Source organism: Streptomyces sp. NPDC051567, assembly GCF_044454165.1.
Lineage (GTDB): Bacteria > Actinomycetota > Actinomycetes > Streptomycetales > Streptomycetaceae > Streptomyces.
Window position 1 is genome coordinate 1 of the sequence record NZ_JBITDK010000008.1, and the last position, 23009, is coordinate 23009.

General features: G+C 73.5%; 21 protein-coding genes. 14 read left to right on the forward strand and 7 right to left on the reverse strand.

The window, feature by feature from the left end; all coding sequences use genetic code 11:
- Positions 1 to 335: 335 nt before the first annotated feature.
- Positions 336 to 1334 carry a ScbA/BarX family gamma-butyrolactone biosynthesis protein gene (locus tag ACIA5F_RS11640; protein WP_399351774.1) on the reverse strand — a complete coding sequence of 333 codons (999 nt, stop codon included), beginning with the start codon at positions 1332 to 1334 and terminating at the stop codon, positions 336 to 338.
- A 415-nt stretch (positions 1335 to 1749) separates the two neighbouring features.
- Between ACIA5F_RS11640 and ACIA5F_RS11645 the strand changes: the two genes are divergently transcribed.
- The 5 genes from ACIA5F_RS11645 to ACIA5F_RS11665 all read left to right on the forward strand — a co-directional run bounded on the left by ACIA5F_RS11645 (position 1750) and on the right by ACIA5F_RS11665 (position 7442).
- Positions 1750 to 2463: an HAD family phosphatase gene (locus ACIA5F_RS11645; protein ID WP_399351776.1), complete on the forward strand. Its 714-nt coding sequence runs from the start codon at positions 1750 to 1752 to the stop codon at positions 2461 to 2463.
- A 154-nt stretch (positions 2464 to 2617) separates the two neighbouring features.
- A complete protein-coding gene (locus ACIA5F_RS11650; RefSeq protein WP_399351778.1) occupies positions 2618 to 3385 on the forward strand; it encodes a glucose 1-dehydrogenase in 768 nt (255 codons plus the stop codon).
- A gap of 74 nt (positions 3386 to 3459) precedes the next feature.
- Complete coding sequence (locus ACIA5F_RS11655; protein WP_399351780.1) at positions 3460 to 4176, forward strand: ScbR family autoregulator-binding transcription factor; 717 nt, start codon at positions 3460 to 3462, stop codon at positions 4174 to 4176.
- Between the two features lie 193 nt (positions 4177 to 4369).
- Positions 4370 to 5233: a BTAD domain-containing putative transcriptional regulator gene (locus ACIA5F_RS11660; protein WP_399351782.1), complete on the forward strand. Its 864-nt coding sequence runs from the start codon at positions 4370 to 4372 to the stop codon at positions 5231 to 5233.
- A 280-nt stretch (positions 5234 to 5513) separates the two neighbouring features.
- Complete coding sequence (locus ACIA5F_RS11665; RefSeq protein WP_399351784.1) at positions 5514 to 7442, forward strand: GAF domain-containing protein; 1929 nt, start codon at positions 5514 to 5516, stop codon at positions 7440 to 7442.
- An 83-nt stretch (positions 7443 to 7525) separates the two neighbouring features.
- Here the strand turns inward: ACIA5F_RS11665 and ACIA5F_RS11670 are convergent, their stop codons facing one another.
- From ACIA5F_RS11670 to ACIA5F_RS11680, 3 genes are all read right to left on the reverse strand, one after another.
- Positions 7526 to 8863, reverse strand: coding sequence for an IS701 family transposase (locus ACIA5F_RS11670; protein WP_399351786.1), 1338 nt, complete (start codon positions 8861 to 8863; stop codon positions 7526 to 7528).
- Between the two features lie 135 nt (positions 8864 to 8998).
- Complete coding sequence (locus ACIA5F_RS11675; RefSeq protein WP_399351788.1) at positions 8999 to 10468, reverse strand: MFS transporter; 1470 nt, start codon at positions 10466 to 10468, stop codon at positions 8999 to 9001.
- The gene (locus ACIA5F_RS11680) at positions 10465 to 10632 is read right to left on the reverse strand and encodes a hypothetical protein (protein WP_399351790.1); all 168 of its coding nucleotides are present in this window, start codon (positions 10630 to 10632) and stop codon (positions 10465 to 10467) included. The genes ACIA5F_RS11675 and ACIA5F_RS11680 overlap by 4 nt, the downstream gene beginning before the upstream one ends.
- A gap of 271 nt (positions 10633 to 10903) precedes the next feature.
- On the opposite strand from ACIA5F_RS11680, the gene ACIA5F_RS11685 reads away from it, so the two are divergent.
- The 6 genes from ACIA5F_RS11685 (at position 10904) to ACIA5F_RS11710 (ending at position 15690) form a co-directional block, all read left to right on the forward strand.
- Positions 10904 to 11317 carry a DUF3151 domain-containing protein gene (locus ACIA5F_RS11685; RefSeq protein ID WP_399351792.1) on the forward strand — a complete coding sequence of 138 codons (414 nt, stop codon included), beginning with the start codon at positions 10904 to 10906 and terminating at the stop codon, positions 11315 to 11317.
- A gap of 386 nt (positions 11318 to 11703) precedes the next feature.
- Positions 11704 to 12552 carry a tryptophan 2,3-dioxygenase family protein gene (locus ACIA5F_RS11690; RefSeq protein ID WP_399351794.1) on the forward strand — a complete coding sequence of 283 codons (849 nt, stop codon included), beginning with the start codon at positions 11704 to 11706 and terminating at the stop codon, positions 12550 to 12552.
- Entirely contained in the window at positions 12545 to 13861 is a 1317-nt protein-coding gene (gene kynU, locus ACIA5F_RS11695) for a kynureninase (protein ID WP_399351796.1), read from the forward strand. The genes ACIA5F_RS11690 and kynU overlap by 8 nt, the downstream gene beginning before the upstream one ends.
- Positions 13862 to 14059: 198 nt before the next feature.
- Complete coding sequence (locus ACIA5F_RS11700; RefSeq protein ID WP_399351798.1) at positions 14060 to 14935, forward strand: alpha/beta hydrolase family protein; 876 nt, start codon at positions 14060 to 14062, stop codon at positions 14933 to 14935.
- Positions 14936 to 15043: 108 nt separating this feature from the next.
- Positions 15044 to 15292: a hypothetical protein gene (locus ACIA5F_RS11705; RefSeq protein WP_399351800.1), complete on the forward strand. Its 249-nt coding sequence runs from the start codon at positions 15044 to 15046 to the stop codon at positions 15290 to 15292.
- Positions 15289 to 15690, forward strand: coding sequence for a DNA-binding protein (locus ACIA5F_RS11710; protein ID WP_399351802.1), 402 nt, complete (start codon positions 15289 to 15291; stop codon positions 15688 to 15690). Before ACIA5F_RS11705 ends, ACIA5F_RS11710 begins: the two co-directional genes overlap by 4 nt.
- A 92-nt stretch (positions 15691 to 15782) precedes the next feature.
- On the opposite strand, the gene ACIA5F_RS11715 is transcribed toward ACIA5F_RS11710, so the two are convergent.
- Positions 15783 to 17066 carry an adenylosuccinate synthase gene (locus ACIA5F_RS11715; RefSeq protein ID WP_399351804.1) on the reverse strand — a complete coding sequence of 428 codons (1284 nt, stop codon included), beginning with the start codon at positions 17064 to 17066 and terminating at the stop codon, positions 15783 to 15785.
- Positions 17067 to 17250: 184 nt separating this feature from the next.
- On the opposite strand from ACIA5F_RS11715, the gene ACIA5F_RS11720 reads away from it, so the two are divergent.
- On the forward strand, positions 17251 to 18063 hold the full coding sequence (locus tag ACIA5F_RS11720; protein ID WP_399351975.1) for a diacylglycerol kinase: 813 nt from the start codon (positions 17251 to 17253) through the stop codon (positions 18061 to 18063).
- A gap of 107 nt (positions 18064 to 18170) precedes the next feature.
- Here the strand turns inward: ACIA5F_RS11720 and ACIA5F_RS11725 are convergent, their stop codons facing one another.
- On the reverse strand, positions 18171 to 18746 hold the full coding sequence (locus ACIA5F_RS11725; protein WP_399351806.1) for a GbsR/MarR family transcriptional regulator: 576 nt from the start codon (positions 18744 to 18746) through the stop codon (positions 18171 to 18173).
- Between the two features lie 125 nt (positions 18747 to 18871).
- Between ACIA5F_RS11725 and ACIA5F_RS11730 the strand changes: the two genes are divergently transcribed.
- Both ACIA5F_RS11730 and ACIA5F_RS11735 read left to right on the forward strand, forming a co-directional pair.
- On the forward strand, positions 18872 to 19831 hold the full coding sequence (locus ACIA5F_RS11730) for an ATP-binding cassette domain-containing protein (RefSeq protein WP_399351808.1): 960 nt from the start codon (positions 18872 to 18874) through the stop codon (positions 19829 to 19831).
- A complete protein-coding gene (locus ACIA5F_RS11735; RefSeq protein ID WP_399351810.1) occupies positions 19828 to 21492 on the forward strand; it encodes an ABC transporter permease in 1665 nt (554 codons plus the stop codon). Before ACIA5F_RS11730 ends, ACIA5F_RS11735 begins: the two co-directional genes overlap by 4 nt.
- Before the next feature lie 284 nt (positions 21493 to 21776).
- Here ACIA5F_RS11735 and ACIA5F_RS11740 read toward each other — a convergent pair whose 3' ends face one another.
- A complete protein-coding gene (locus tag ACIA5F_RS11740) occupies positions 21777 to 22979 on the reverse strand; it encodes a cytochrome P450 (RefSeq protein WP_399351812.1) in 1203 nt (400 codons plus the stop codon).
- Positions 22980 to 23009 lie beyond the last annotated feature (30 nt).

Sequence of the window (23009 nt, forward strand, 5' to 3'; positions counted from 1 at the left end):
CGCCCCCCCCCCCCCCCCCCCCCCCCCCCCCCCCCCCCCCCCCCCCCCCCCCCCCCCCCCCCCCCCCGGCGCCGGGGGGGGCCCGCCCCCCCCCCCCCCCCCCCCCCCCCCCCCCCCCCCCTCGGCTGTGCCCCGGACCCTTCGGGTCCGGTCTCCCCCGTACTGCCCGCAGGCGCCCCCCGACGCCCCGGGCCGCCCTGCGGCCGCGCCGGTGGTCCCGAGCACAGGATTCCTGTGCGGCGATGTCCACCCCGGTATGCCGCTCCTGCCCCGCACGCCCCCGGTGCGCGGTCCGGTGTGCGGCCGTCACATGGTCATCGTGCCGTCCGCCGCCGTCATGCCGTCATGCCGTACGGCATCGGATCGACCGTCGCGGTGCCGACGCGGGCCGCGAAGACCTGCTCGCCCTCCTGCGTGCCGGTGACCTCGACCGTGGCCGGGCCGGTGCGCTCGGCACGTATCCAGAGCGGGGAGCCGAACTCCGCGTACCGCCGGTACGTACTGGAGACCTCGGCGGGCAGCACCGCGGGGGCCGGGGTCAGCGCCAGCGCCGCCTGGCGGGCCGCCTCCAGCAGGACCATCCCGGGGATGTGGTCGCCGGGGTGGTCGAAAAGGACCGGGTGCCGGGTGTCGTAGCGCAGCTGCCAGGTGGCGGTGGTGCCGGTCTGCGGGGCGGCGGCGAGCACCACGTCGAAGGGGGAGAAGCGGCCGACCTGGGCGGGCTGGAGCGGGCCGGGGGGCAGCGAGGGCGTGGGCCGCTGGTTCACGCGGTCGGCGCGCAGTCGCCGGTAGACGGCCGGGGAGGCGACGCTGTAGCCGACCTCGCCCGTGGCGATCACGTGATTTTCGTGACGCATCGTCACCTGGTAGGTCAGGTGCTGGAGCTGGGTGCCGCGGTGGCGGATCTCGGTGCACACGACGTCGAGGTCCACATCGGCCGGAGCGTCGCCGATGACCAGGTGCTCGGGGGTGGTCGCGTAGTCGAGGCCCGCCAGCAGGAACTGGTGGCCCAGGGGTACGCCGAAGGACCGGTGGGCGAGGTAGGAGCCGACCTGGCGGATGGTCTCGCAGATCATCATGGGGTCGTAGTGGGTGCCGGCGATCGGGGTGAAGAAGCTGTGCCCGCGCGGAAGCTGGGCGGTGACGTGGAACCGGTTCTCGGCCGGGCGGCACATACCGGTGAGGAAGACCTCGGCGATGGCGGCGCGGTGCACGAGCTCGCGGGGTACGGAGTGGGTCAGCCGGCCCGGGGCGTCCGCCTCCGGGCATCTGCAGTCCCGGAGAAGCGGAGTCAGGTGCGTGAGGACATCCGTGGGTTCCAACGTCATGGTCATGAACTTCCCCCGAGGTCATGGCCGGAAGGTTCAGTCTCCGCTTGATGTCGCGAAGTACGTACTTCCGAGTCTGATTGGCAGGTAGAGGATTACCCGAGGAGTGCGCCATTCCGGGTCTAGATGTGAGTCAAGTCACATCGTTGGATGTAGCGGAGTGGGTGCTTCCAGTGCATATAGGGCCAGTTCAGGGATGTGGAACCAGTGACTCCCCTGTCGTGCGGCGATTTTTGGACCGACTAGCTGCATTCGGAGGGAAGTCGGGTATCTTTTGCTCGACGCCAGCCGCGTACCTGGAAGTATTTTTTGGGGGCTCTTCCGGAGGCACCGAGGCCGGCACACGCGCGCCGTACGGCGCCTGCTCCGATGGGGCGCACCGTGTCCTGAGACCGCCTCGGCCCCCGCCGATTGGAGAGCGATGCGCACCCTCCGGCACGTCAGCCCGCTGAGACAGCTCAGGCTCGCCGCCGTGAACATCGACGGAGTCCTGCTCAACGACACTTTCAGCCCGGTGATCCACCACTTCGTCACCAGCCGCGGCGGGGTCTACGACGTCGAGGTGGAGCGCGCGGTCTTCTCCCAGTCCCGCACCTCGGCCGCCCGTGCGCTCGGCGCCGCGGCCGGTGTCGACTGGAGCCCGCAAAAAGTACTGGACGTCTACTTTGAGGAGCGCGCCGCGTACCTCGCCCGCAATCCGCTCCAGGTGTCCTGCGGCGCGGAGCAGTTGCTGAGCCGGCTGCGCTCCCTGGGCCTGCGCACCATCTGTTACGGCGGTCTGGACAAGAAGCACTTCGACACCCACCTCGGCCGGTACGCCCATCTCTTCGACGGGCCGGGCTACATCTGCACCAACGACTTCCGTCCCGGCATCCACGAGATCGCGGTCGACGCCTTCGGTCTCGACTACGCCCAGGTGCTCTTCATCGACGACGTCGCCCGGGTCTCCGAGGCCGCCCGAGATCTGCGGGTCCCCTTCATCGGGCATCCGAGCGCCTTCGAACACGGCTATCAGGGAGGCCTGATGCGCGATGCGGGGGTGCGGCACCTGGTCGGCTCGCTCGACGAGATAGACGAGCCGCTGCTGCGCACGCTCGACACGGAGGCGGCCGAGGGCCGCGCGTGGGCCGCCTGACCCGCGCCCCCGCCGTCCGGGCGGCCCGTACCGGCAGGGACCGCCCGGACGGCACCGGAGGGGGCCGTCGCCGACGGGCCCCGGGCAGCACGGTGTGTCGGTGCTGGGCACGACACTTCGCGGTACAGGAACCACCGGCATCAGAAGGAGAGTCATGGCAGGCGAACGCATACTCGACGGCAAGGTCGCTCTGATCACCGGCGCGAGCAGCGGCATCGGGGCCGCGGCGGCCCGGGTCTTCGCCCGGGAGGGAGCCGCGCTGCTCCTCGTCGCGCGCCGCGAGGACCGGCTCGACGCCCTGACCCGGGAGCTGCGGGAGAAGGGCGCGGAGGTCGAGTACGCCGTGGCGGACGTGACCCGCCGCGTGGACACGGCGGCGGCCGTCGCCCGGGCGGTGCGGCACTTCGGGCGGCTGGACTGCGCCTTCAACAACGCGGGCTGGGGGGCCGGCCGGACGCCCCTGCACGAGATGGACGACGACCTGTACGACCGGATCATGGACGTCAACGTGCGCGGGGTGTGGAACTGCCTGCGCGACGAGATCCCCGCGATGCTGGCGACCGGCGGCGGCGCCGTCGTCAACAACAGCAGTGTCGGCGGACTGCTGGCGACCCCGGTGGCCGCCCCGTACGTGGCCGCCAAGCACGCGGTGATCGGCCTGACCAAGGCCGCCGCGGCCGAGTACGCGGCGCAGGGCGTCCGGGTCAACGCGGTCGCCCCCGGCACGACCCGGACCGAGGTGGTCAGCGAGTGGTTCGCCGCCGTCCCGGGGATGGAGGAACAGTTGCACGCCGGGACCCCCCAGCCGCGCACCGCGGAGCCCGAGGAGATCGCCGAGGCGGCGGCCTGGCTCTGCAGTTCCCGTGCTTCGTTCATCACAGGGGTCACGATGCCGGTGGACGGGGGGTTCACAATGGTGTGAAACTGTACTGCGAGGTACGTACCCGGGGGCATGTATTGCCGATCGATCGGGGGCATGGAGAGGGACAGATACGTATGAGGACTGAACGACCCCAGGTGAAGCAGGACCGTGCGGTGCGCACCCGCCAGGCCATCCTGGAAGCGGCTGCCGTGGTCTTCGAGGACCGGGGCTACGACGCGGCGAAGCTCACCGACATCGTCCGGCTGGCCAATGTCACCAAGGGCGCGCTCTACTTCCACTTCGACTCGAAGGAAGACCTCGCGCAAGCGGTCATCGACGCCCAGGTGGGGATGGACCCCGCCTTCACCCCACAGGAGTTCAGGGCGCAGCAGTTCGTCGACATCGGCATGATCTTCTCGCACCGCCTCCAGCACGACGTGCTGATGCGCGGCAGCGCGCGGCTCACGCTGGAGCAGAACGGCCGGTCCCTGGACCGGGCCTCGCCCTACCAGGGATGGATCGATCTCCACACGGCCCTGATGGCGGAGGCGAAGGAGCGTGGTGAACTCCTCTCGCACGTGGACCCGGCCGGCCCCGCGCGGCTGGTGGTCGGCGCCTTCGCGGGGCTCAACGTCATGTCGCAGACGCTGGGCCTCGACCTTGACCAGGAGGTCTCGGCCCTGTACACCAGCGTGATGCCGAGCCTGGTGGTCTCGGCCGTGGCGATCCGCCTGGACACCGCGCCGGGGCGTGGCGGGCGGGCTCTGCACGGGCCGAACGGCGCGCACCTGTGCGACTGTTCGGAAGTGCCGGCGCCCGGCGCCCCCGCCCCGGCGCCCGCCGTCGGCTGACCCGGCGCCCGGCCCGCGCCGGGCGTCCGGCCAGGGTGGGACACGAGATCCCCCCGCCCTCCTGGGCGGGGGGATCTCGTGCTTCTCCGGGCTCTGGTGCGAGACCGGTAGCCAATAAAAGAATCCCGGGTATTATTTTATTGAGGGGCTCGCGCCGACCGGACCCAGCCCTGCCCTGCCCTGGGAGAAGACTGTGGACATTGACGTACTCGGAGGACTGGACGTCCTTGAGAACGGCGTGCCCGTCGCGCCCGCCGCCCCGCCCGCGCGACAGGTCCTGGCCGTCCTGGCCGGGCACGCAGACCAGATGGTTCCGGTCGCCGTGCTCGCCGAGGAGCTGGAGGCGCACGCGCCGCCCGAGCACACGCGCGCGGTGCTGCACTCCTGCGTGCGCCAGCTGCGCGAGCGGCTGGCCGCCGCGGTGGACCCCGGCGGCCCGCGCACCGCCACCACCGTGCTCTTCCAGGCCCCCGGCGGATACCTGCTCGACACCGGTGGAGGCCGCTGTGACCTGCACGAGTTCGCCCGTGAGGCCGGCGCCGGATACCGCGCGATGGCCCGCGGCGAGTACGAGACCGCCGCCCGCCGGCTGCGCGGGGCGCTGCGGCTCTGGAAGGGTCCAGCCTTCGACGGGGTGAACCCCGGACCGCGGCTGGCCGAGCTGATCGCCGGGCTGGAGGCCACCCGCAAGTCGGTCGTGGAGCAGTGGGTCGAGGCCGAACTCGCCCTCGGCCGCCACCGCGAACTCCGCTCCGGACTGCACGAACTGTCGCGGTCCGGGGGCGTGGCCACGGGCATCGCCGGGTCCGGCGGTGACGTCAGGGGCCTCCGGGACGCGGGCTGGGGACGTGCCCGTCGATCATCTTTCGAGGAGCAGCCCTTCCGGAGCTGGGGTTCCGGGTCTGATTTCCGGCGCGCCACCGCCCAGGAGCCCGGAGAAACGTACCGGGCGTTGGCGGACGTGCTCCGCGGCGATTTCGAACACGGCCCCCAGGACACCACCAGCGCCCTGCGGCGCACCCTGCTGCGCGGATCGTTCTCGCCGTCCGTGGTCTGACCCCCGCCGCCGCAGCAGGCCCTGAACCGGCCCCCGGGAGCCCCCGCCCCGGGGGCCTCCTCCTGTCCGCGGACGGTCTTGGCGCGGACGGCGCCCCTTTCACCCCACGCCCTGACCGCCGGAGCCCGTCCCCGCGCCGCCCGTCACTCCGGCAACCGCCATCCCCCGTACCCCGCAGTCCTCTTGACCGTGGCCGAACCTGAATCTAGGTTCGAACGGCCTGATTCCGCCGCCCGGGGACGGTATCGGCCACCGGGGTACGAGGGGTTGGCGGAGGGTTATGGCCTGGGACAACGGGACCGGCGCGCTCGCCGTGCTGGAACTCCTGGCCCAGGAGGCCCCGCCGGGCCGCTTCGACGAGCTGCTGCACGACGCCCTCAGATCCGGCGCCGACGAGGCGGAGCTGAACCAGCTCGCGAAAGCCGCCGTCATGGCCCGTACCGTTCTGGCCAGTGCCGGCCGCAGCCGTGACCGGGAGGCGGCGCTCACCGCGCTCGTGGACACGGCGCACGACCTGACCTCGCCGTACGACCTCGACAGCCTCCTGCGGGTGATAGCCCGCCGGGCCCGCCGGCTGCTCACCTTCGACATGGCGTACGTGAGCCTCCAGCGCCCGGACGGCACCTCGTACATACGTACCTCCGAGGGGGACACCACCGCCCTCAGCGCCGGGCTCGAACTGGGCGCGGCCCAGAACCTGGGCAGCCTCGCGCAGCGCCGCCGCGCACCTGTGTGGAGCGCCGACTACCCCGGCGACCGGAGCGTCCCGCACGACCCCGCCCTCGACGCGGTCGTCCTCGCCGAGGGGCTGCGCGCGGTCATCGCCGTCCCGCTGCGCCACGGCGACTCCAGCATGGGCGCCCTGTACTGCGCCGACCGCAAGGTCCGTCACTTCACCCCGGACGAGATCGGGGTGCTGCTCTCCCTCGCCGACCTCGCGGCGCTCGCCATCCAGAAGGCGAGCCTGCTGGAGCGCACCCGCGACGAGGTCACCGAGCTGGAGTACTTCAGCTCCGCCACGAACACCGCGCTGACCCGCATCCGCTACCTGTGGGACTGCCACGCGCGCCTGGTCCGGCTGGTCCTGGACGGCGCCCGGCTGCCGACGCTCGCACGGGCGACCGGGGACGCGCTGGACGGCGTGCTCCAGGTACGGGACCCCGGCGGGCGGCCGTTGACCGACGCCGGGGAACTGCCCGGACTGGACGAGGAGGCCGTCACGAGGGCCGCCCTCCAGGCGCACACCGGGCGGGCCCCGGTCCCGCTGCCCGACGAGGTGTGGGTGGCGCCGGTGACGGCCGGGGCCGAGGACCTGGGCGTCCTGGTGCTGCGCGCGTTCGCACCGCTGACGGACGAGGACGTACGCCTCCTGGAGCTGGCGGCACAGTCGGTGGCCGCGCTGCTGCTGATCCAGCGGTCCACGGCGGCGGCCGAGGGCCCGGTCCACGAGGAGCTGCTCCAGGACCTGCTGGACCGGCCGCACCGCGCCGGCCTGGACCTGCGGGAGCGGACCCGGCGGCTCGGGCTCGACCTGGACGTGCCGCACGTGGTCGTGGTGGCCCGCCCCGAGGGCGGCGAGCTGGGCAAGGCGGTCGCCTGGGCCAGCTCGTACGCGTACCGGCACGGCGGCCTCAAGGGGGTGCGGCGCGGCTGCATCGTGCTGCTGCTGCCCGGGGACGACGCCTCGGCGGCGGCCCGGCAGGTCTCGGCGGAACTCTCCCCGCTCCTGGGCCACCCCGTCTCCACGGGCGCGGCGGGCCCCACCGAGGGCGCCGGGGGCGTGGCCGCGGTCTACGAGGAGGCGTCCCGCTGCCTGGACGCCCTGACGGCGCTGGACGGCACCGGTGGCACGGCCTCCCTGCGGGAGCTGGGCTTCCTCGGGCTGCTGCTCTCCGCCGACCACGACGTGGACGCGTTCATCACCACCACGATCGGCCCGGTCCTGGAGTACGACGAGACCCGGCTGACCGAGCTGACCCGCACCCTGGACGCCTACTACGAGTCCGGCTCCAGCCCGACCCACGCCGCCGAGGCCCTGCACGTCCATCCGAACACGGTCTCGCGGCGGCTGGAGCGGATCGCCGAACTCCTGGGGGAGGGCTGGCAGAAGCCCGCCCAGGCCCTGGAGATCCAGATGGCGCTGCGGCTGCGCAAGACCCGCGTGGTCCTCCAGGAACGCCGTACCTCGCCGCCCCCGCGCCGACAGTAGCCGCCTGGGCCGCGCCGCCCCGTACGGAAGGTGGTCACTCCGCCGCCAGGGGGTGGGGGGAGGATGCCCCTGGCGGCGGAGGGTCAGCGGACGGCCAGCGCCGGGTGGACGCGGGCCGGGACGGTGGGCCGCCGCAGGGCGTGGGCCGTCACCGGTACGGGCTGGACCGGGCGCTGGCCCACCTGCGGACGCCCCGCCGGGGCCGCCTGGTGCACGGGCTCGGGCAGCGCGCCCGCCGGTACGGGTACGGCGCCGGCCCGGTGCGCGGCCCCGCCCAGGGCGAGCGCCGCGTGGGCCACCGAAGCCAGTGTCACGTGCCGGTTCCATCCGGGCAGCGACCGCCCCGAGAAGTCCCGCAGCCCGACCTCCTGCACGCTCCGCCCGGCGGCCAGCGTGACCCGTCGCGCCTGCTTCGTCATCCGCACCAGCGCGCCCGGGGCCGTCCGCACCATGTCGGTCACCCACAGCTGCGTCGGCAGCCGCCGGGCGTCCGCCCACTCCCCGAACAGCAGCACCTCGCGCCGTCGCCCCGGCGAGGGGTCCGGCACCATCACCCGCACCGCCGCCACCAGCGAGCTGCGCCGGGTGCCCGGCCGGTCCGGGTCGGCCCATTCCACGGGCATCCGCAGCCCGCGCACGTTCTGCAGGATGTCCCGCGCGGCCAGCGTCCCGGAGCCGTACCCCGGCAGCGAGGGGTCCGTCACCAGCAGCCGGGCGGTGGAGCTGACCCGGGCCACCACCGGGACCCGGGCCTCGGCGAAGCGGTTCAGCGTGGAGCGGGTCCCTATGTCACGGACGTCGAGGACCACCGGCCGCAGGGGCATCCGGCCTTCGCGTACGGCCTCCAGCACGCCCGTGACGGCGCAGGACTCGTACGACGCCTCCACGGCCTCCGGGCCGCCCGGCTCCTGCTCCGGCAGGAACAGCCGCCACCCGACGGGGGTGAGCACCCCGGCCGAGGTGAACCAGGTGCCGAACGCCTGCTGGCCCCGGAACATCTGGCCCTGGTGGGGGTCGTAGCGGTGCCCGACCCCCACCGAGTGGTCCCCGCCCTTCGGTATCGCCATCGGCTGCGCCACCCAGACACCCAGCGGGGTGGTCTGCCCCAGGTACTGCGTCAGCGCGGTGCGGATCGGCTGCCAGTCCCACGTGGAACCGGCGATGAAGTGGTGCAGGCTCTGTTCCGCCGCCGGACCGCCGGGGCCGATCTGCTGGGCGATGTTGCGGATCGACTTGCGGCCCCGGGCGGCGAGGAGACCGCGTACGTACTGCCGTCCGCGCTCGCGCTGGTCCCGGCGCCGGAGTGAGGTGAACACCGCCGCGCACAGTTCCTCGACGGCCTCGTCCACCGGATCGCACCGGAGCCGGACCGCCGAGTCGCGCCCCGGCTGCTGCCGATCCGTGCTGGTGATGGTGTTCACGACATCCCCCTTCGTCGATGGCACCCCTACCGTCGGCCCGGAGCCCCCCACGCGGGGAGGTGCGCCGGGCACATGACTGGGGTGCCGGGTGGTGGGGGGCCCACCACCCGGTCCGCCCGGCGGCCGGAGCGGCGGTCAGACCGACAGGTGGGCGGCGAGGGACGACCCCACGGCGCCGCCGAGGAGGAGGCCGAGGGCCAACACCCGTACGGCGCCGGGGTGCGGGCGCCCGGACGGCCCCCCGGTGGCGGCCGGTGTCCGCAGCCGCCCTGCCGGGGCCACGAGGAAGGCGACGAGGAGGGCAGGCACGGTCGCCGCCGCCCCGGTCACCATGACCACGACCGGCACCGCCGCAGTGGTGGAGTACGCGGCGAAGGAGACGGCGAAGAGGGCAGCGGCCGTAACGAACGCCCCCGCGCCGCACCACAGGTGCTCCGGCCTCCGCAGCAGGGCCAGGGGGACGAACCCGTCCGGCCGGGCCCGGACCCACCCCGCCAGCAGCATGCCCGTCACCAGCAGGACGGCCCCCGCCACGACCGGAGCCGCGCCCGCGCACACCACCGCCGCGACCGCCCCGGCCAGCAGGGCGGCCCCGAGCCCGTCGAACCCGTCGGAGCGGCTGGGGCGGTGGGCACGGTCGGCGGGCGCGGGCCGGGCGCGAGGGCCGAGGCGGTCACGGCGGTGGTGTGCGTGGCCGCCGGAGCCCCGGGAGCCGCCCGGGAGGTCACCGACCGCAGCCCCCGTACCCGGTGCCCGGCCCGCGACGACGGGCACGGCCAGCAGGCTCACGGCGGTCAGCATCAGCACCGCCCGCCACGGCGCCGCGTCCGCCAGCAGCGCCCCGGCGGGCGGGGCCAGGGCCGCGCCCGCCGCGATCCCGGAGCCGACCAGACCCAGCCGGGTCACCGTCCCGGCCAGCGCCAGCGCGACGGTGACCAGCCCGGCCGAGCCCAGCCCCTGGAGCGCCCGCCCGGCCACGGCCGGTACCGGCGCGGGCCAGACGAACAGCAGGACGGTCCCGGCCAGCAACAGGGCGGCGCCGGCCAGCAGGGCGGCCCGTGCGCCCCGCCGGTGCGCGGTCCGCGCCAGCAGCGGCGCCCCGACGCCGAGACCCCAGCCGAAGCCGGTCGTCACCCAGGCCGTGGCCGGGGCGGCGACCCCGAGTCCGGCGGCCAGTTCCGGCCCCAGCAGGGCGGGCACGGTCGCCCCGAAGCCGGCCGGGACCCCGAGCAGCAGGAGCCAGCCGACGGGAATCCGCCGGACCGGGCCGGGCCCGGCGGCGCGCGGTGCCTCGCGGAGCACCCGCCAGGTGACCGCCGACGGGTGGACGACCCGTCCGGAGGCCCCGGTCGCGGTGCGGGGCGACGCGGGCCCGCACACGCCCTCGTGGGGCGCCACCGGCCCGGCCCGGTAGGTGCCGCCGGTCCCGGTCCCGGACCCGGCCCCCGCCCCGGGCACGACCGGGGCGGGGGCCCTGCCTGTCGGGCGGGCGGGCCGCGCCCGGCGGCGGAGGCCGGTACGGGCCTCGCCGCCGGGCAGGGATGCCCGCCCGGCCGCCCGGCCCGCCCCGCCCGGAGGGCGGGGCGGGTCCGGTACGGCGGTCATCGGGCGGCCAGGAAGTCCCGTACCGCCTCGGTGAGTTCGGCGGTGAGCCGCCGGTCCGTCCGTTCTCCGCCGCCGCCTTCGACGGCCGGCCCGCGGCCCTCCTCGCGTTCGTCGCCCTGCTCTCCGTACGGCAGGCGGGTTCTTTCGATGCCTATGTGTGACATGAGGTGACGCCCTGTCTTTCTGCTGAGGAACGGAAAAGTGACAGCAAGTCATATTGCGGACGTTCGGGGCCCGCTGTCAGCCGGGCCGGAGCCAGTCCGTCAAACGTTCCGCACCGAGTCCGTGGAGTCGGCCCGCCCCGCCCGGAGCGGGAACCAGCTCAGGGCCGTCCCCATACACGTGTCCTGCCCCACCCGGCCCGTCCGGTGCGGCCTGTTCGTCCCACCTGTCCCACCCGCCCCGCGCACATCCGCGATACCCCAGACTGGGCGCATGTCCATTCACCAGAATCTGCTCGGGGGCCCCGCCCCCACCCACCTCCCCGACGAGCCGGGCCGCGCGGCCCTCGCCGCCGGTACCGCCCCCGCCGAGGTGGCCGCCGCGTACCCCACCTCCTCCCTCGCCTGGGCGACCCTCGCCGACGAGGCGTTCGCCGCCGGCCGCACGGTCGAGTCGTACGCCTACGCCCGCACCGGCTACCACCGCGCCCTCGATGCCCTGCGTCGCGCCGGCTGGAAGGGCCACGGCCCGGTGCCGTGGGAGCACGAGCCGAACCGCGGTTTCCTGCGCGCCCTGCACGCCCTGGCCCGCGCGGCCGGGGCGATCGGCGAGAAGGACGAGTACGAGCGCTGCTCGGGCTTCCTGCGCGACTCCTCCGAGACGGCCGCGGACACCCTCAACGCCTGATCCACGGCTGACCCGTGCTCGGTCCACGGGCCCGCGCGCGGTGCCGTCCGCCCGTCCGGCGCAGGCCCGCCCGTCGGGCGGGATCGGCTGTTTCACGTGAAACGCGGGCGTGAGCACGGGCGTACGTTTCACGTGAAACGTACGCCCGGAGGGCCCGCCGGTAGGGGGTGTTTCACGTGAAACACCCCCTCGTACCGGCGCGTGTTTCACGTGAAACACGGCCCGGTCGCCCGGGTGCGCCCGCCCGGCGGGGGGTGTGACCCGGGCCACTTTCCGCTGGAGCGCCGCCGGGACCGGGTCCTATGATGCGGGCAGGGGACCGGGGCTCCACTCACCTCACGGAAGGAGCGGACCGCTACCCGGAAGCACGTGTCGAGGAGACAGCGATGTCGAACACCCTTGATGCCTCCGGAGCCGGCGGTTCGGACACCCCGAACCTCGACTTCGACGGCACGACCCCGTACGAGGACTATGTACAGGCGGACGTCCTCACCCACCTCCAGCACCTCCGGTCGGACGATCCGGGCGAGATGGTCTTCCTGGTCACGACCCAGGTCATGGAGTTGTGGTTCACGGTCGTGGTCCACGAGTGGGAGACGGCGGCCCGCGCGCTGAGCGAGGACCGCATCCCGGTCGCGATGGACGCGCTGAAGCGTTCCCTGCGCGAACTGGAAGCCCTCAACGCCTCCTGGCGCCCCCTCGCCCAGCTCACCCCGGGCCAGTTCAACGCCTACCGCGCCGCCCTCGGTGAGGGGTCCGGTTTCCAGTCGGCCATGTACCGCCGGATGGAGTTCCTGCTCGGCGACAAGTCGGCCTCCATGCTCGTCCCGCACCGGGGCGCCCCCCGGGTTCACGCGGAACTGGAGAAGGCCCTCCACGAACCCGGCCTCTACGACGAGGTGCTGCGCCTCCTCGCCCGGCGCGGCCTCCCCGTCCCGGACTCCGTCCTGCGGCGGGACCTCTCGCAGCGCTACGAGTCCTCGCCCGAGGTCGAGGCCGTCTGGACGCGGCTCTACGCCGAACCGGACCGGTACCCGGACCTGCACCGCCTCGGCGAGGTCCTCACGGACGTGGCCGAGCTGGTCTGGCGCTGGCGCAACGACCACCTGGTGGCGACCCGCCGCGCGATGGGAGCCAAGACCGGTACGGGCGGCTCCGCCGGGGTGACCTGGCTGGAGAAGCGCGCGGCGAAGAACGTCTTCCCGGAGCTCTGGACGGCCCGCAGCCATGTCTGAGCCCACGCCCGCAGCCACGCCCGCAGCCACGCCCGCAGCCGTCTCCGACCCCAGGCCCGACCCCGGGCCCGACCCCGGGCCCGGTCCCGCCCCGCTTCCCGGGCTCGTGGAGCGGGCCGTCGCGCTCGACGCCGCCGACGGGCTCGGCGCCCTGCGCGAGCGGTTCGCCCTTCCCGAGGGCGTCGTCTACCTCGACGGCAACTCCCTCGGCGCACTTCCGGCCGCCGTTCCCGGGGCCGTGGCCGACGTGGTCCGCCGTCAGTGGGGCGAGCTGCTCATCCGTTCCTGGGACGAGTCCGGCTGGTGGACCGCCCCCGAGCGGATCGGGGACAAGATCGCGCCGCTGGTCGGCGCCGCCCCCGGGCAGGTGGTGGTCGGCGACTCGACCAGCGTCAACCTCTTCAAGGCCCTGGTCGGTGCGGCCCGCCTCGCGCCGCCCGGCCGGACCCGGCTGCTGGTCGACGCCGCCACCTTCCCGACCGACGGCTACATCGCGCGGTCGGCGGCCCGGCTGACCGGCCTCACGGTCGTCCCCGTCGATCCGGCCGGCGGGGCGGGCCCGTCAGGTGGGGCCGGTGCGGCGGAGCTGATCGACGGGGACACCGCCGTCGTCCTCCTCAACCACGTCGACTACCGCACCGGCCGTCTCCATGACCTCCCGGCCCTCACCGCCGCCGCGCACGCCGTCGGCGCCGTCACCGTCTGGGACCTCTGCCATTCGGCCGGAGCCCTCCCCGTGGACCTCGACGCGCACGGCGTCGACCTCGCGGTCGGCTGTACGTACAAGTACCTCAACGGCGGCCCCGGCGCCCCCGCCTACCTGTACATCGCCGCCCGCCACCAGGACCGTTTCGACTCCCCGCTCCCCGGCTGGAACGGCCACGCCGAGCCCTTCGCCATGACCCCGGGCTACCGCCCGGCCGAGGGCGCGGTGCGGGGCCGGGTCGGGACCCCGGACATCCTGTCCATGCTGGCCCTGGAGGCCGCGCTCGACGTCTGGGACGGGGTCCGTGTCGCCGCCGTACGGGCCAAGTCGCTCGCCCTGACCGACTTCTTCCTCGACTGCGTGGCCGCGTACGTGCCCCCGGGCGTGGTCGAGCCGGTCACCCCTGCCGCGCACGCCCTGCGCGGCAGCCAGATCTCGCTGCGCGCCCCGAACGCGCGCGAGGTCATGCGGGAGCTCGTCTCCCGGGGCGTCGTCGGGGACTTCCGGGCACCCGACGTCCTGCGGTTCGGCTTCACCCCGCTCTACGTCGGATTCACCGATGCGGAGCGTGCCGCGCGCACGCTGGGTCACGTTTTCGGGTGAATCAGTAGCGAATCGTCACCCCATGGGGCGGGCGGGGCCACGGCCCCGTCCGCCCTCGCACATCCGGGACCCCGCACAGAACGCCCCGTTCCAGACTGATACGGTCCCGCTCTGCCGGTATGCCGGAACAACCGCCCCCGACAACCGCCTCATCTCAACTGTCCCCGCTGTCACACGCGTTACCGAGAGGCTGAGCCGATGACGGACCCCGCAGTGGAACGGGATGCCGCCGAGGCCGCCTCGGCCCTCTCCCACCCGCCCGTCGCCCCGGACGCCACCGCCGCCTACGGGGACCACCCGGACCAGGTCGTGGACTTCTACGCCCCGCGTGCCGGCGGGCGCGGGCCGGTGCCGCTGGTCGTGGTCCTGCACGGTGGTGCCTGGCGGGCCCCGTACGACCGGGGCCACATCACCCCGTTCGCGGACTTCCTGGCCCGGCGGGGCTTCGCCGTCGCCAATGTCGAGTACCGGCGTGGCAGTTCGCTCCCGCACCAGGATGCCGAGGGTCCCGTGGCGGGCCGCTGGCCGGAGACCTTCGACGACGTGGCCGCCGCGCTGGACGCCCTCCCGGACCTGGCCGCGCGCACCTTCCCGCAGGCCGACACCCGCCGTGTCGTGGTCACCGGTCACTCGGCCGGCGGCCAGCTCGCGCTGTGGGCCGCCGCCCGGCACGTGCTCCCGTACGGGTCCCCGTGGAGGCTGTCCTGCGCGCCGGTGCTGCGCGGCGTGGTGGCCCTGGCTCCCATCGCGGACTTCGCGGTGGCGGAGGCGCTGGAGGTCTGCGGCGGCGCGAGCGCGCAACTGCTGGGCGGCGCGGAACACTTCGCCGACCGGCTGCCCTACGCGGACCCGTCCGCGCTGCTGCCCACGGGCATCGCCACCGCGCTGGTCCAGGGCCGGGAGGACATCGTCGTCCCGGCCCGGGTGGCGGAGTCGTACGTGGCGGCGGCGGCGCGGGCCGGGGAGCTGGTCGGCCTGACCCTGCTGGACGGGGTCGGCCACTTCCCGCTGATCGACCCGGCGGCGGACGCCTGCGCGGTGGTCCTGGAGGAGATCGCGCAACTCGCCTGGTAGAGCCCGGCAACCCGGCAGCCCGGCCCGGAGCATCCCGTGCACGGGGGCTCGGCAGGGCACTCGTACCGAACCCGATCCACCTCGCGCATATCGGAGTATGCTCGAACCATGTCAGGAACCACACGTATCACCGTGACGCTGCCCACCGAGCAGGTGGATGAGCTTCGGACGATGACGGACAACATCTCCGGCTACGTGGCCGAGGCGGTCGCCCGCCAGATCAGGCACCGGTTGATGGAGAAGGACCTTCTTCGCTACCAGGAAGAACACGGAGCCTTCACAGAGGAAGAGCTGGCCGCAGCGAGAGCCGAGCTCTTCGACATGCCCGAAGCCGCTGACACGGCCGCCGCCGCATGACTCAGACCGTCGAGACCGTCGTGCTCGACTCCCAGGGTTTCTCCGCTTGGATCGAGCAGGACCGCAAGATGCTCTCGCGGTTCGCGGTGTACCACTCGCTGGAGGCGAATTTCGTTGTCTGCGCCAACACGATCGTGGAAGTCAGCCACTCCCGCCTGAACCCCGCGAAGCTGGACTGGGCACTCTCCAGGGTTCAGGTCGAACCGGTGACGGCCGAGGCCGCGAGAGCCGCAGCCCGGCTGCTGAAATCCGTCGGGCGCCACGGGCACAAGTACGCCATCGACGCGACCGTCGCCGAGATGGCACTGCGCCAGCCCGGTCCGGTGGTCATGCTGACCTCGGACGCCGAGGACATGGCGATGCTGTGCGGCGACAAGGTCAAGATCATCAAAGTCTGACACGGTTCCGGCCGTGCCCGGACAGGCGTGAGGGGTGGGGCTCCCGGACGGGAACCCCACCCCTCACGCCTTGTCACGCCGTCCGTTCCCGACTACAGGAACGAGTTGATCTCGATCGTCTCGGTGCGGCCGGGGCCGACGCCGATCGCGGAGATCGGGGCGCCCGACATCTCCTCCAGGGCCTTGACGTACGCCTGGGCGTTCTTCGGGAGGTCCGCGAAGGTCTTGGCCTTGGTGATGTCCTCGGACCAGCCGGGGAGCATTTCGTAGATCGGCTTCGCGTGGTGGAAGTCCGTCTGCGAGTACGGGAGCTCCTCGACGCGCTTGCCGTCGATCTCGTACGCGACGCAGACCGGGATCTGCTCCCAGCCGGTCAGCACGTCCAGCTTGGTGAGGAAGAAGTCGGTGAGGCCGTTGACGCGAGTGGCGTAGCGGGCGATCGGGGCGTCGAACCAGCCGCAGCGACGGTCACGGCCGGTGGTCACACCGCGCTCGCCGCCGATGCGGCGCAGGTCCTCGCCGTCCTGGTCGAACAGCTCGGTCGGGAACGGGCCGGCGCCGACACGGGTCGTGTACGCCTTGAGGATGCCGATGACGCGGCTGATCTTCGTCGGACCGACACCCGCACCGGTGCAGGCGCCGCCCGCGGTCGGGTTCGAGGAGGTGACGAAGGGGTACGTGCCGTGGTCGACGTCGAGCAGCGTGCCCTGGCCGCCCTCGAAGAGCACGACCTTGTCCTCGTCCAGCGCGTTGTTGATGATCAGGGTGGTGTCGGCGACGTACGGCTTGATCTGCTCCGCGTACTGGAGCATCTCCTCGACGATCTGCGCCGGGTCGATCGCGCGCCGGTTGTACAGCTTCGCGAGGAGCTGGTTCTTGCCTTCGAGCGCCGCTTCGACCTTCTGGGTGAGGATCGACTCGTCGTAGAGGTCCTGGACGCGGATGCCGACGCGGTTGATCTTGTCCGCGTAGGTCGGGCCGATGCCGCGGCCGGTCGTACCGATCTTGCGCTTGCCCAGGAAGCGCTCGCCGACCTTGTCGAGGGTGACGTTGTACGGCGTGATCAGGTGCGCGTTGCCGCTGAGCAGCAGCTTGGAGGTGTCGATGCCGCGCTCGTTCAGACCGCGCAGCTCGGAGAGCAGGACGGCCGGGTCGACGACGACACCGTTGCCGATGACCGGGGTGCATCCGGGGGAGAGGATGCCGGAGGGGAGAAGGTGCAGCGCGTACTTCTGGTCGCCCACGACGACCGTGTGGCCGGCGTTGTTGCCACCCTGGTAGCGCACTACATAGTCAACGGAACCACCGAGCAGGTCGGTGGCCTTTCCCTTGCCCTCGTCACCCCACTGAGCTCCGAGCAGCACAAGAGCGGGCACAGGCGTACACCTCTTCCGGATGGGGCATGTCCAAGGTCAGGGGGCGTACGACGATGTACACCGCAGGCTGAGCCGTCGGACCGGTACCCCGGAATAGACGAAGGCCCTGGCGCAATAGCGCAAGGGCCTCTTGCACAAAGATGCTACCCGAGGAAGGACCGAGGTGTCGGCTCCAGAGCCCACCATGAGCCGTGCGGGCGCGCCGGTCGGCGGCCTGCTCGTGCTCATCGACCCGGTCGCCCGCCGTCTCGACGGGGAGTCCGTGCGGATCGCGAGGGACGTGCTGTCGGCCGGGGCGGCGGCGAAGATCTGCCTCCCGAACTCGCCGGAGGAGTTCGCGCGGGCCCTGGCCCGCCGGGGTCACCGGCGCCCGGTGGTCGTGGGTGACGACCGGGCCCTGGTCCGGGCCGTGGGGCTGCTGCACCGGGAACGGGCCCTGTCCGGGCTGGCCGTCTCGCTGGTCCCGGTGGGGCCGGTGGCGTCCCTGGGGCTGGCGAGGTCACTGGGCGTGCCGCTTTCGGCGGTCCTCGCGGCGCGGGCGGTGCTCGACGGCGCGACGGGGCTGCGGGACCTGCTGGTGGACGAGGACGACGGGGTGGTGCTGGGCAGCCTCTGCGTCCTGCCGCTGCGGGCGGTCCCCAGACCGGCCGGGCCCTCGGTGTGGAGCGCGTACCGCTCGCTGGTCCGTACGATCGTCCGCCCGCCGGTGTCCGGCGGCGCGGTGCGGCGGCTGCGGGTGGAGGCGGACGGGGTGGTGATCGCGGACGCGGACCGGCCGGTGGAGAGCGTCTCGGTGACGGCCCGGGAGGGCGACGGGCTGGCCGAGGTCGAGGTCCGCGCGGGCGGCGGCGGGCGACCGCTGCGGGTCCGGGCCAAGACGGTGACGGTGTCGGGCGGCGAGTTCCGCTACCGCGCCGACGCGACGACGACGGGCCCGGTCGACTGTCGCACCTGGACGGTCCACCCGACGGCGTGGACGCTGACACTGCCCCGGTGAGCGGGCGGGGCCGGGGCCTGGGGTGACTGGGTCGAACGGTGCGGGCGCGCAGGGCGGGCCGGGGTGGTCGGGCGGGCCGGGATGGTCGGGTGGGGTCGGGTGGGGCGTCAGTCGAGGTCCAGGCCCGACCGGTAGGTGCGCCAGCGTTCCAGCAGGCCCAGCAGCTCGCGCTGCATGAACGCGAAGAAGGCCGCCGTCTCCGCGACCCTGGCCCCGGCGGGCGTGTCGGTGCCCAGGGAGACCGCGCCCTCCCGGAGGGTCTTCTCCCACAGGGTCAGCACCTGGTCCCGCCGGGTGAACGTCTCGTACCAGAGCCCGTCGTGCAGCACGTACCGGTCCCGCCGGGAGCCCGGCTCGCGCTCCCGGCTGACCATGTTGACCTGCGTCAGGTACGCCACCGCCCCCGACACCGCCGCCGGACTGATCCGCAGGGCCTCGCCCAGCTCCGCCGAGGTCATCGCCCCGCCGTCGCTGGCCAGCAGTTGCGCGAAGACCCGTGCCGCCATCCGCTGCATCCCCGCCTCGGTGAGCTGCGCGGCGAACCGTTCCACGAACCGCGAAACGGCCGCTCCGTCCCGCGTCCCGGAACTGCCCGGTGTCCCGGCCGCCCCGGCAGCCCCTGTGTCCACGTCCACGTCCGTGTCCGTACCGGTGTCCGCGCCCGTGCTCATCTCGGCGTTCATGTCTTTCACGTCCTCCGCACCCCTCACGTCCTTCACGCCTTCCACACCCTTCACACCCTCCTCCCCTCAACTTTACGTTATTCCTGACCTTCACAAATTTGTGAAGGTAGCGTACGTTCGAAAGCATGACGAAGGCCATCAGCGTCGCCGGACTCCGCAAGGCATTCGGCCGCACCCACGCACTGGACGGGCTCGATCTCGCGGTCACCACCGGCGAGGTGCACGGCTTCCTCGGCCCCAACGGCGCCGGTAAATCCACCGCGCTCCGGATTCTGCTGGGCCTGCTCCGTGCCGACTCCGGCACCGCCGAGGTCCTCGGCGGTGACCCCTGGGCCGACGCCGTCGCCCTCCACCGCCGCATCGCCTACGTCCCCGGCGACGTCGCCCTCTGGCGCAACCTCTCCGGCGGCGAGGTCATCGACCTCTACGGGCGACTGCGCGGAGGCCTCGACCGCGCCCGCCGGGCCGAGCTGATCGAACGGTTCGACCTCGACCCGGCCAAGAAGGGGCACACGTACTCCAAGGGCAACCGGCAGAAGGTCGCCCTCGTCGCGGCCTTCGCGGCCGACGCCGAACTGCTCGTCCTCGACGAGCCCACCTCCGGCCTCGACCCGCTGATGGAGGAGGTCTTCCGGAGCTGTGTCGCCCAGGCGCGCGACGCCGGGCGCACCGTCCTGCTCAGCTCGCACATCCTCAGCGAGGCCGAGGCCCTGTGCGACCGCGTCAGCATCATCCGCAAGGGCCGCACGGTGGAGACGGGCACCCTGGCCGAGCTGCGCCACCTGACCCGTACCTCGGTCACGGCCGAGCTGGCCTCACCACCGGACGGCCTCGCGCACCTGCCGGGCGTCCACGACGTGGAGGTGCGCGGGCTGACGGTCCGCCTCCACGCCGACGCCGACGCGCTGGACGCCGTCCTGCGCACCCTCGCCACCTGCGGCGTCCGCGCCCTGACCTCGGCCCCGCCGACGCTCGAAGAACTCTTCCTCCGCCACTACGCGGAGGGCGGCCCGGGAGGCTCGGGCGGGCAGGACGTACGGGGCGGGCAGGGCGTACGGGAGGACGCGGGAGGTGCGGCGCGATGAGGAACCAGCTCGCCGGGACCGGCGCCCTGCTGCGCCTCGCCCTGCGCCGCGACCGGGTGATCATGCCGGTCTGGATCATGGCCGTGGCGATGACCGTGCTCAGCATGCCGGGCACGCTCGCCTCGGTGTACGCGACCTCCGCCGAACGGGCCGTCCTGGTCTCCACGACCAACGCCAACGGGTCCCTGCGCGCCCTGTACGGGCCGGTGTTCGGCGACTCGATCGGCGCGCTGACCGCCTGGCGGGGCGGGGTCTACGCAGGGCTGCTCGCCGGGGTCATGAGCCTGGTCGTCGTCGTCCGGCACACCCGCGAGGAGGAGGAGAGCGGCCGTCAGGAACTGTTCTCCGCCGCCATGGTGGGACGCCGGGCCCCGCTGACGGCCGCGCTGCTGGCGGCCCTGACCGCCAACGGCCTCGCCGTGCTGCTGGTCACCGTCGGCCTGGCCGGGCAGGGCGCGGGCGGCGCGCTCGCCCTCGGGCTGGGCATCGGCGCCACCGGGGCGGTCTTCGCGAGCCTGGCCGCCGTCGCGGCGCAGCTCACCGGGAGCGCCCGGCTCGCGCGGGGGCTCACGGGGGCGTCGATCGGTGCGGCCTTCGCCCTGCGCGCGGCGGGCGACGCGGGCTCGGCGGCCGGTGCGAGCCCGCTGACCTGGCTCTCCCCGCTGGGCTGGCTGGAGCACCTGAGGGCCTTCGCGGCCGAACGCTGGTGGGTGCTGGGCCTCTTCGCGGCGGCCGTGGCCGGGCAGGTGGCGGTGGCGTACGTCCTGGCCGGACGGCGCGACCTCGGTCTGAGCTTCCTGCCGGCCCGGCCGGGGCCGACGCACGGGAGGCTCGGCTCGGCCGGAGCCCTGGCCTGGCGGCTCCAGCGGGGCAGCCTGACCGGCTGGAGCCTCGCCTTCCTCACCGCCGGCCTGGCCTTCGGCGCGCTGACGGACGGGGCCACCCGGCTCATCGGCGACAACGCGAAGACGCGCGAAGTGATCGAACGCATGGGCGGGCAGGGTGAGCGGGGCGGTCCGGGCGGTCAGGGAGGGCCGGGCGGCCTGGGTGATCCGTCCGGGGCGGGCGGGACGGGTGGGATCAGCGGGACGGGTGGGCTCGCCGACGCCTTCCTCACGACGATGGCCGGAATGCTCGGCATGGTCGCCGCCCTCTACCTCGTCTCGGCGGTGCTGCGCCTGAGCGCCGAGGAGTCGGGGCAGCGGGCCGAACCCCTGCTGGCGGGCCCGGTCGGACGGCTGACCTGGGCCGGAGGCCACCTGGCCATCGCCTTCGGCGGCTCGGCGCTGATCCTGCTGCTGGCCGGGCTCGGCCTGGGCGTCGGCCACGGCGAGAACCCGGGCGCGGCGGTGGCCTCCTGCCTGGCCCAGCTCCCGGCGGTATGGGTGATCGGGGCACTGGCGGCGCTGCTGCACGGCGCGGCCCCGCGGTACGCGGCAGCCGCCTGGGCGGTGGCCGGGGCCGCGCTGGCCCTGGGCTGGATCGGCCCGGCGCTGAACCTCCCGCAGCCGCTCCTGGACCTCTCCCCCTTCGCCCACCCCTCCTGGGTCCCGGGTACGCAGACCCTGGCCTGGGTGCCTCTGCTGACCCTGACCGCCCTGGCGGTCGCCCTCACCACGGCCGCCCTCGGCACCTTCCGCCACCGCGACCTGGCGACCTGACGACCCCTCTGCCGGGGGACGAGGTGGGCTGGGGTGGACGGTCAGTTCCTGTGCGGCGACCGGGACTTCACCGGGAGGACGAACCTTCTCGCGACGGCTGGAACCCCGATGGGTGGTGGGTAGTGCCGCGTCGGGCAACGTTCGCCCCGTCGCGACGCCCGGCACGCACTCCCGCCGCACCGGCCGAAAGCCCAGGTACGTCCCGTACGAGGACTTCCGGCCGACGCACCGGAACCACGCACCGGGCGCCGCTCCTTGACGGGCAAACGTCGCCTGACGCGGCACTAGAACTCCACCAGCAGCCGTTCCAGACCCCGGATGACGTAGCCCTCCTGCCACCGGGGCTCCTCCACGAGCCGCAGTGGCGGCACTCCGTCCGCCAGCAGTGCCCCGAAGGACGCCTCCAGCTCCCGCAGCGCGAGCGGAGCGCCCAGGCAGTAGTGGATTCCGGCCCCGAAGCTCAGGTGCGGATTGTCGGCCCGGGAGAGGTCCAGAATGTCGGGGTCCGTGAACCGTGCGGGGTCGCGGTTCGCGGACCCGAAGAGCAGCGCGACCTCCGCCCCGCGCGGGACGGTGGTCTCCCCGACGGTGATGTCGTCGAGCACCCAGCGTTCGAACATCTGGAGCGGGGTGTCGTACCGGAGAAGTTCATCCACAGCTGTGGACAACTTTTCGGGACGCGCGCGGAGGGCGGCGAGCTGCCCGGGATTCCTGAACAGGGACCACCAGCCGTTGACCGTGCTGTTGACGGTGGCCTCGTGGCCCGCGTTCAGCAGGAGCACGCAGGTGGAGATCATCTCCTGCTCGCTGAGCCGCCCCTCCTCATCGTGTGCGGCGATCAGCCCGGAGATCACATCCTCGCCGGGCCGGGCGCGCCGCTCGGCGATCAGCCCGTGCAGGTACGCGCTGAACTCGACGCTCGCCCGCACCGCGCGGCGGGCCGTCTCCTCGTCCGGCCGGAGCTCGAACATCCCGCAGATATCGGCCGACCAGGGCCGCAGCAGCGCCCGGTCCGCCTCCGGCACGCCCAGCAGCTCCGCGATCACGGCCACCGGCAGCGGTTCGGCGACAGTGGTGAGCAGATCCCCGCCCCCCTCCGCGAGCAACCTCCCCACCAGCTCCTGCGCCAGCCGCCGCACGGCGGGCACGAGCCGCTCCACGGTCCTCGGCGTGAACGCCTTGGCCACCAGCCTCCGTACCCGCGCGTGCGCGGGATTCTCCAGGTCCAGCAGGCCGTTGCCGTTGAGGACGTGGAAGGGCTCGTGCTCCGCCGACGGCACCTCACGCCCGAACTCCTCGTGGGTGAAGCGGTGCAGGTAGGTCCGGCACAGCCTCCGGTCACGCAGCAGCGCGCTCACATCGGCGTAGTGCGGTACCAGCCACTGCCCGGTGGGCTCCCACCACACGGCCCTGCCCTGCTCCCGCAACTCCCGGTAGGCCGGGTACGGATCGGCGACAAACGCGGCATCCCACGGATCAAAGCCCATCCCCGCACCCTAAAGGCTGTCCTTCTCAGC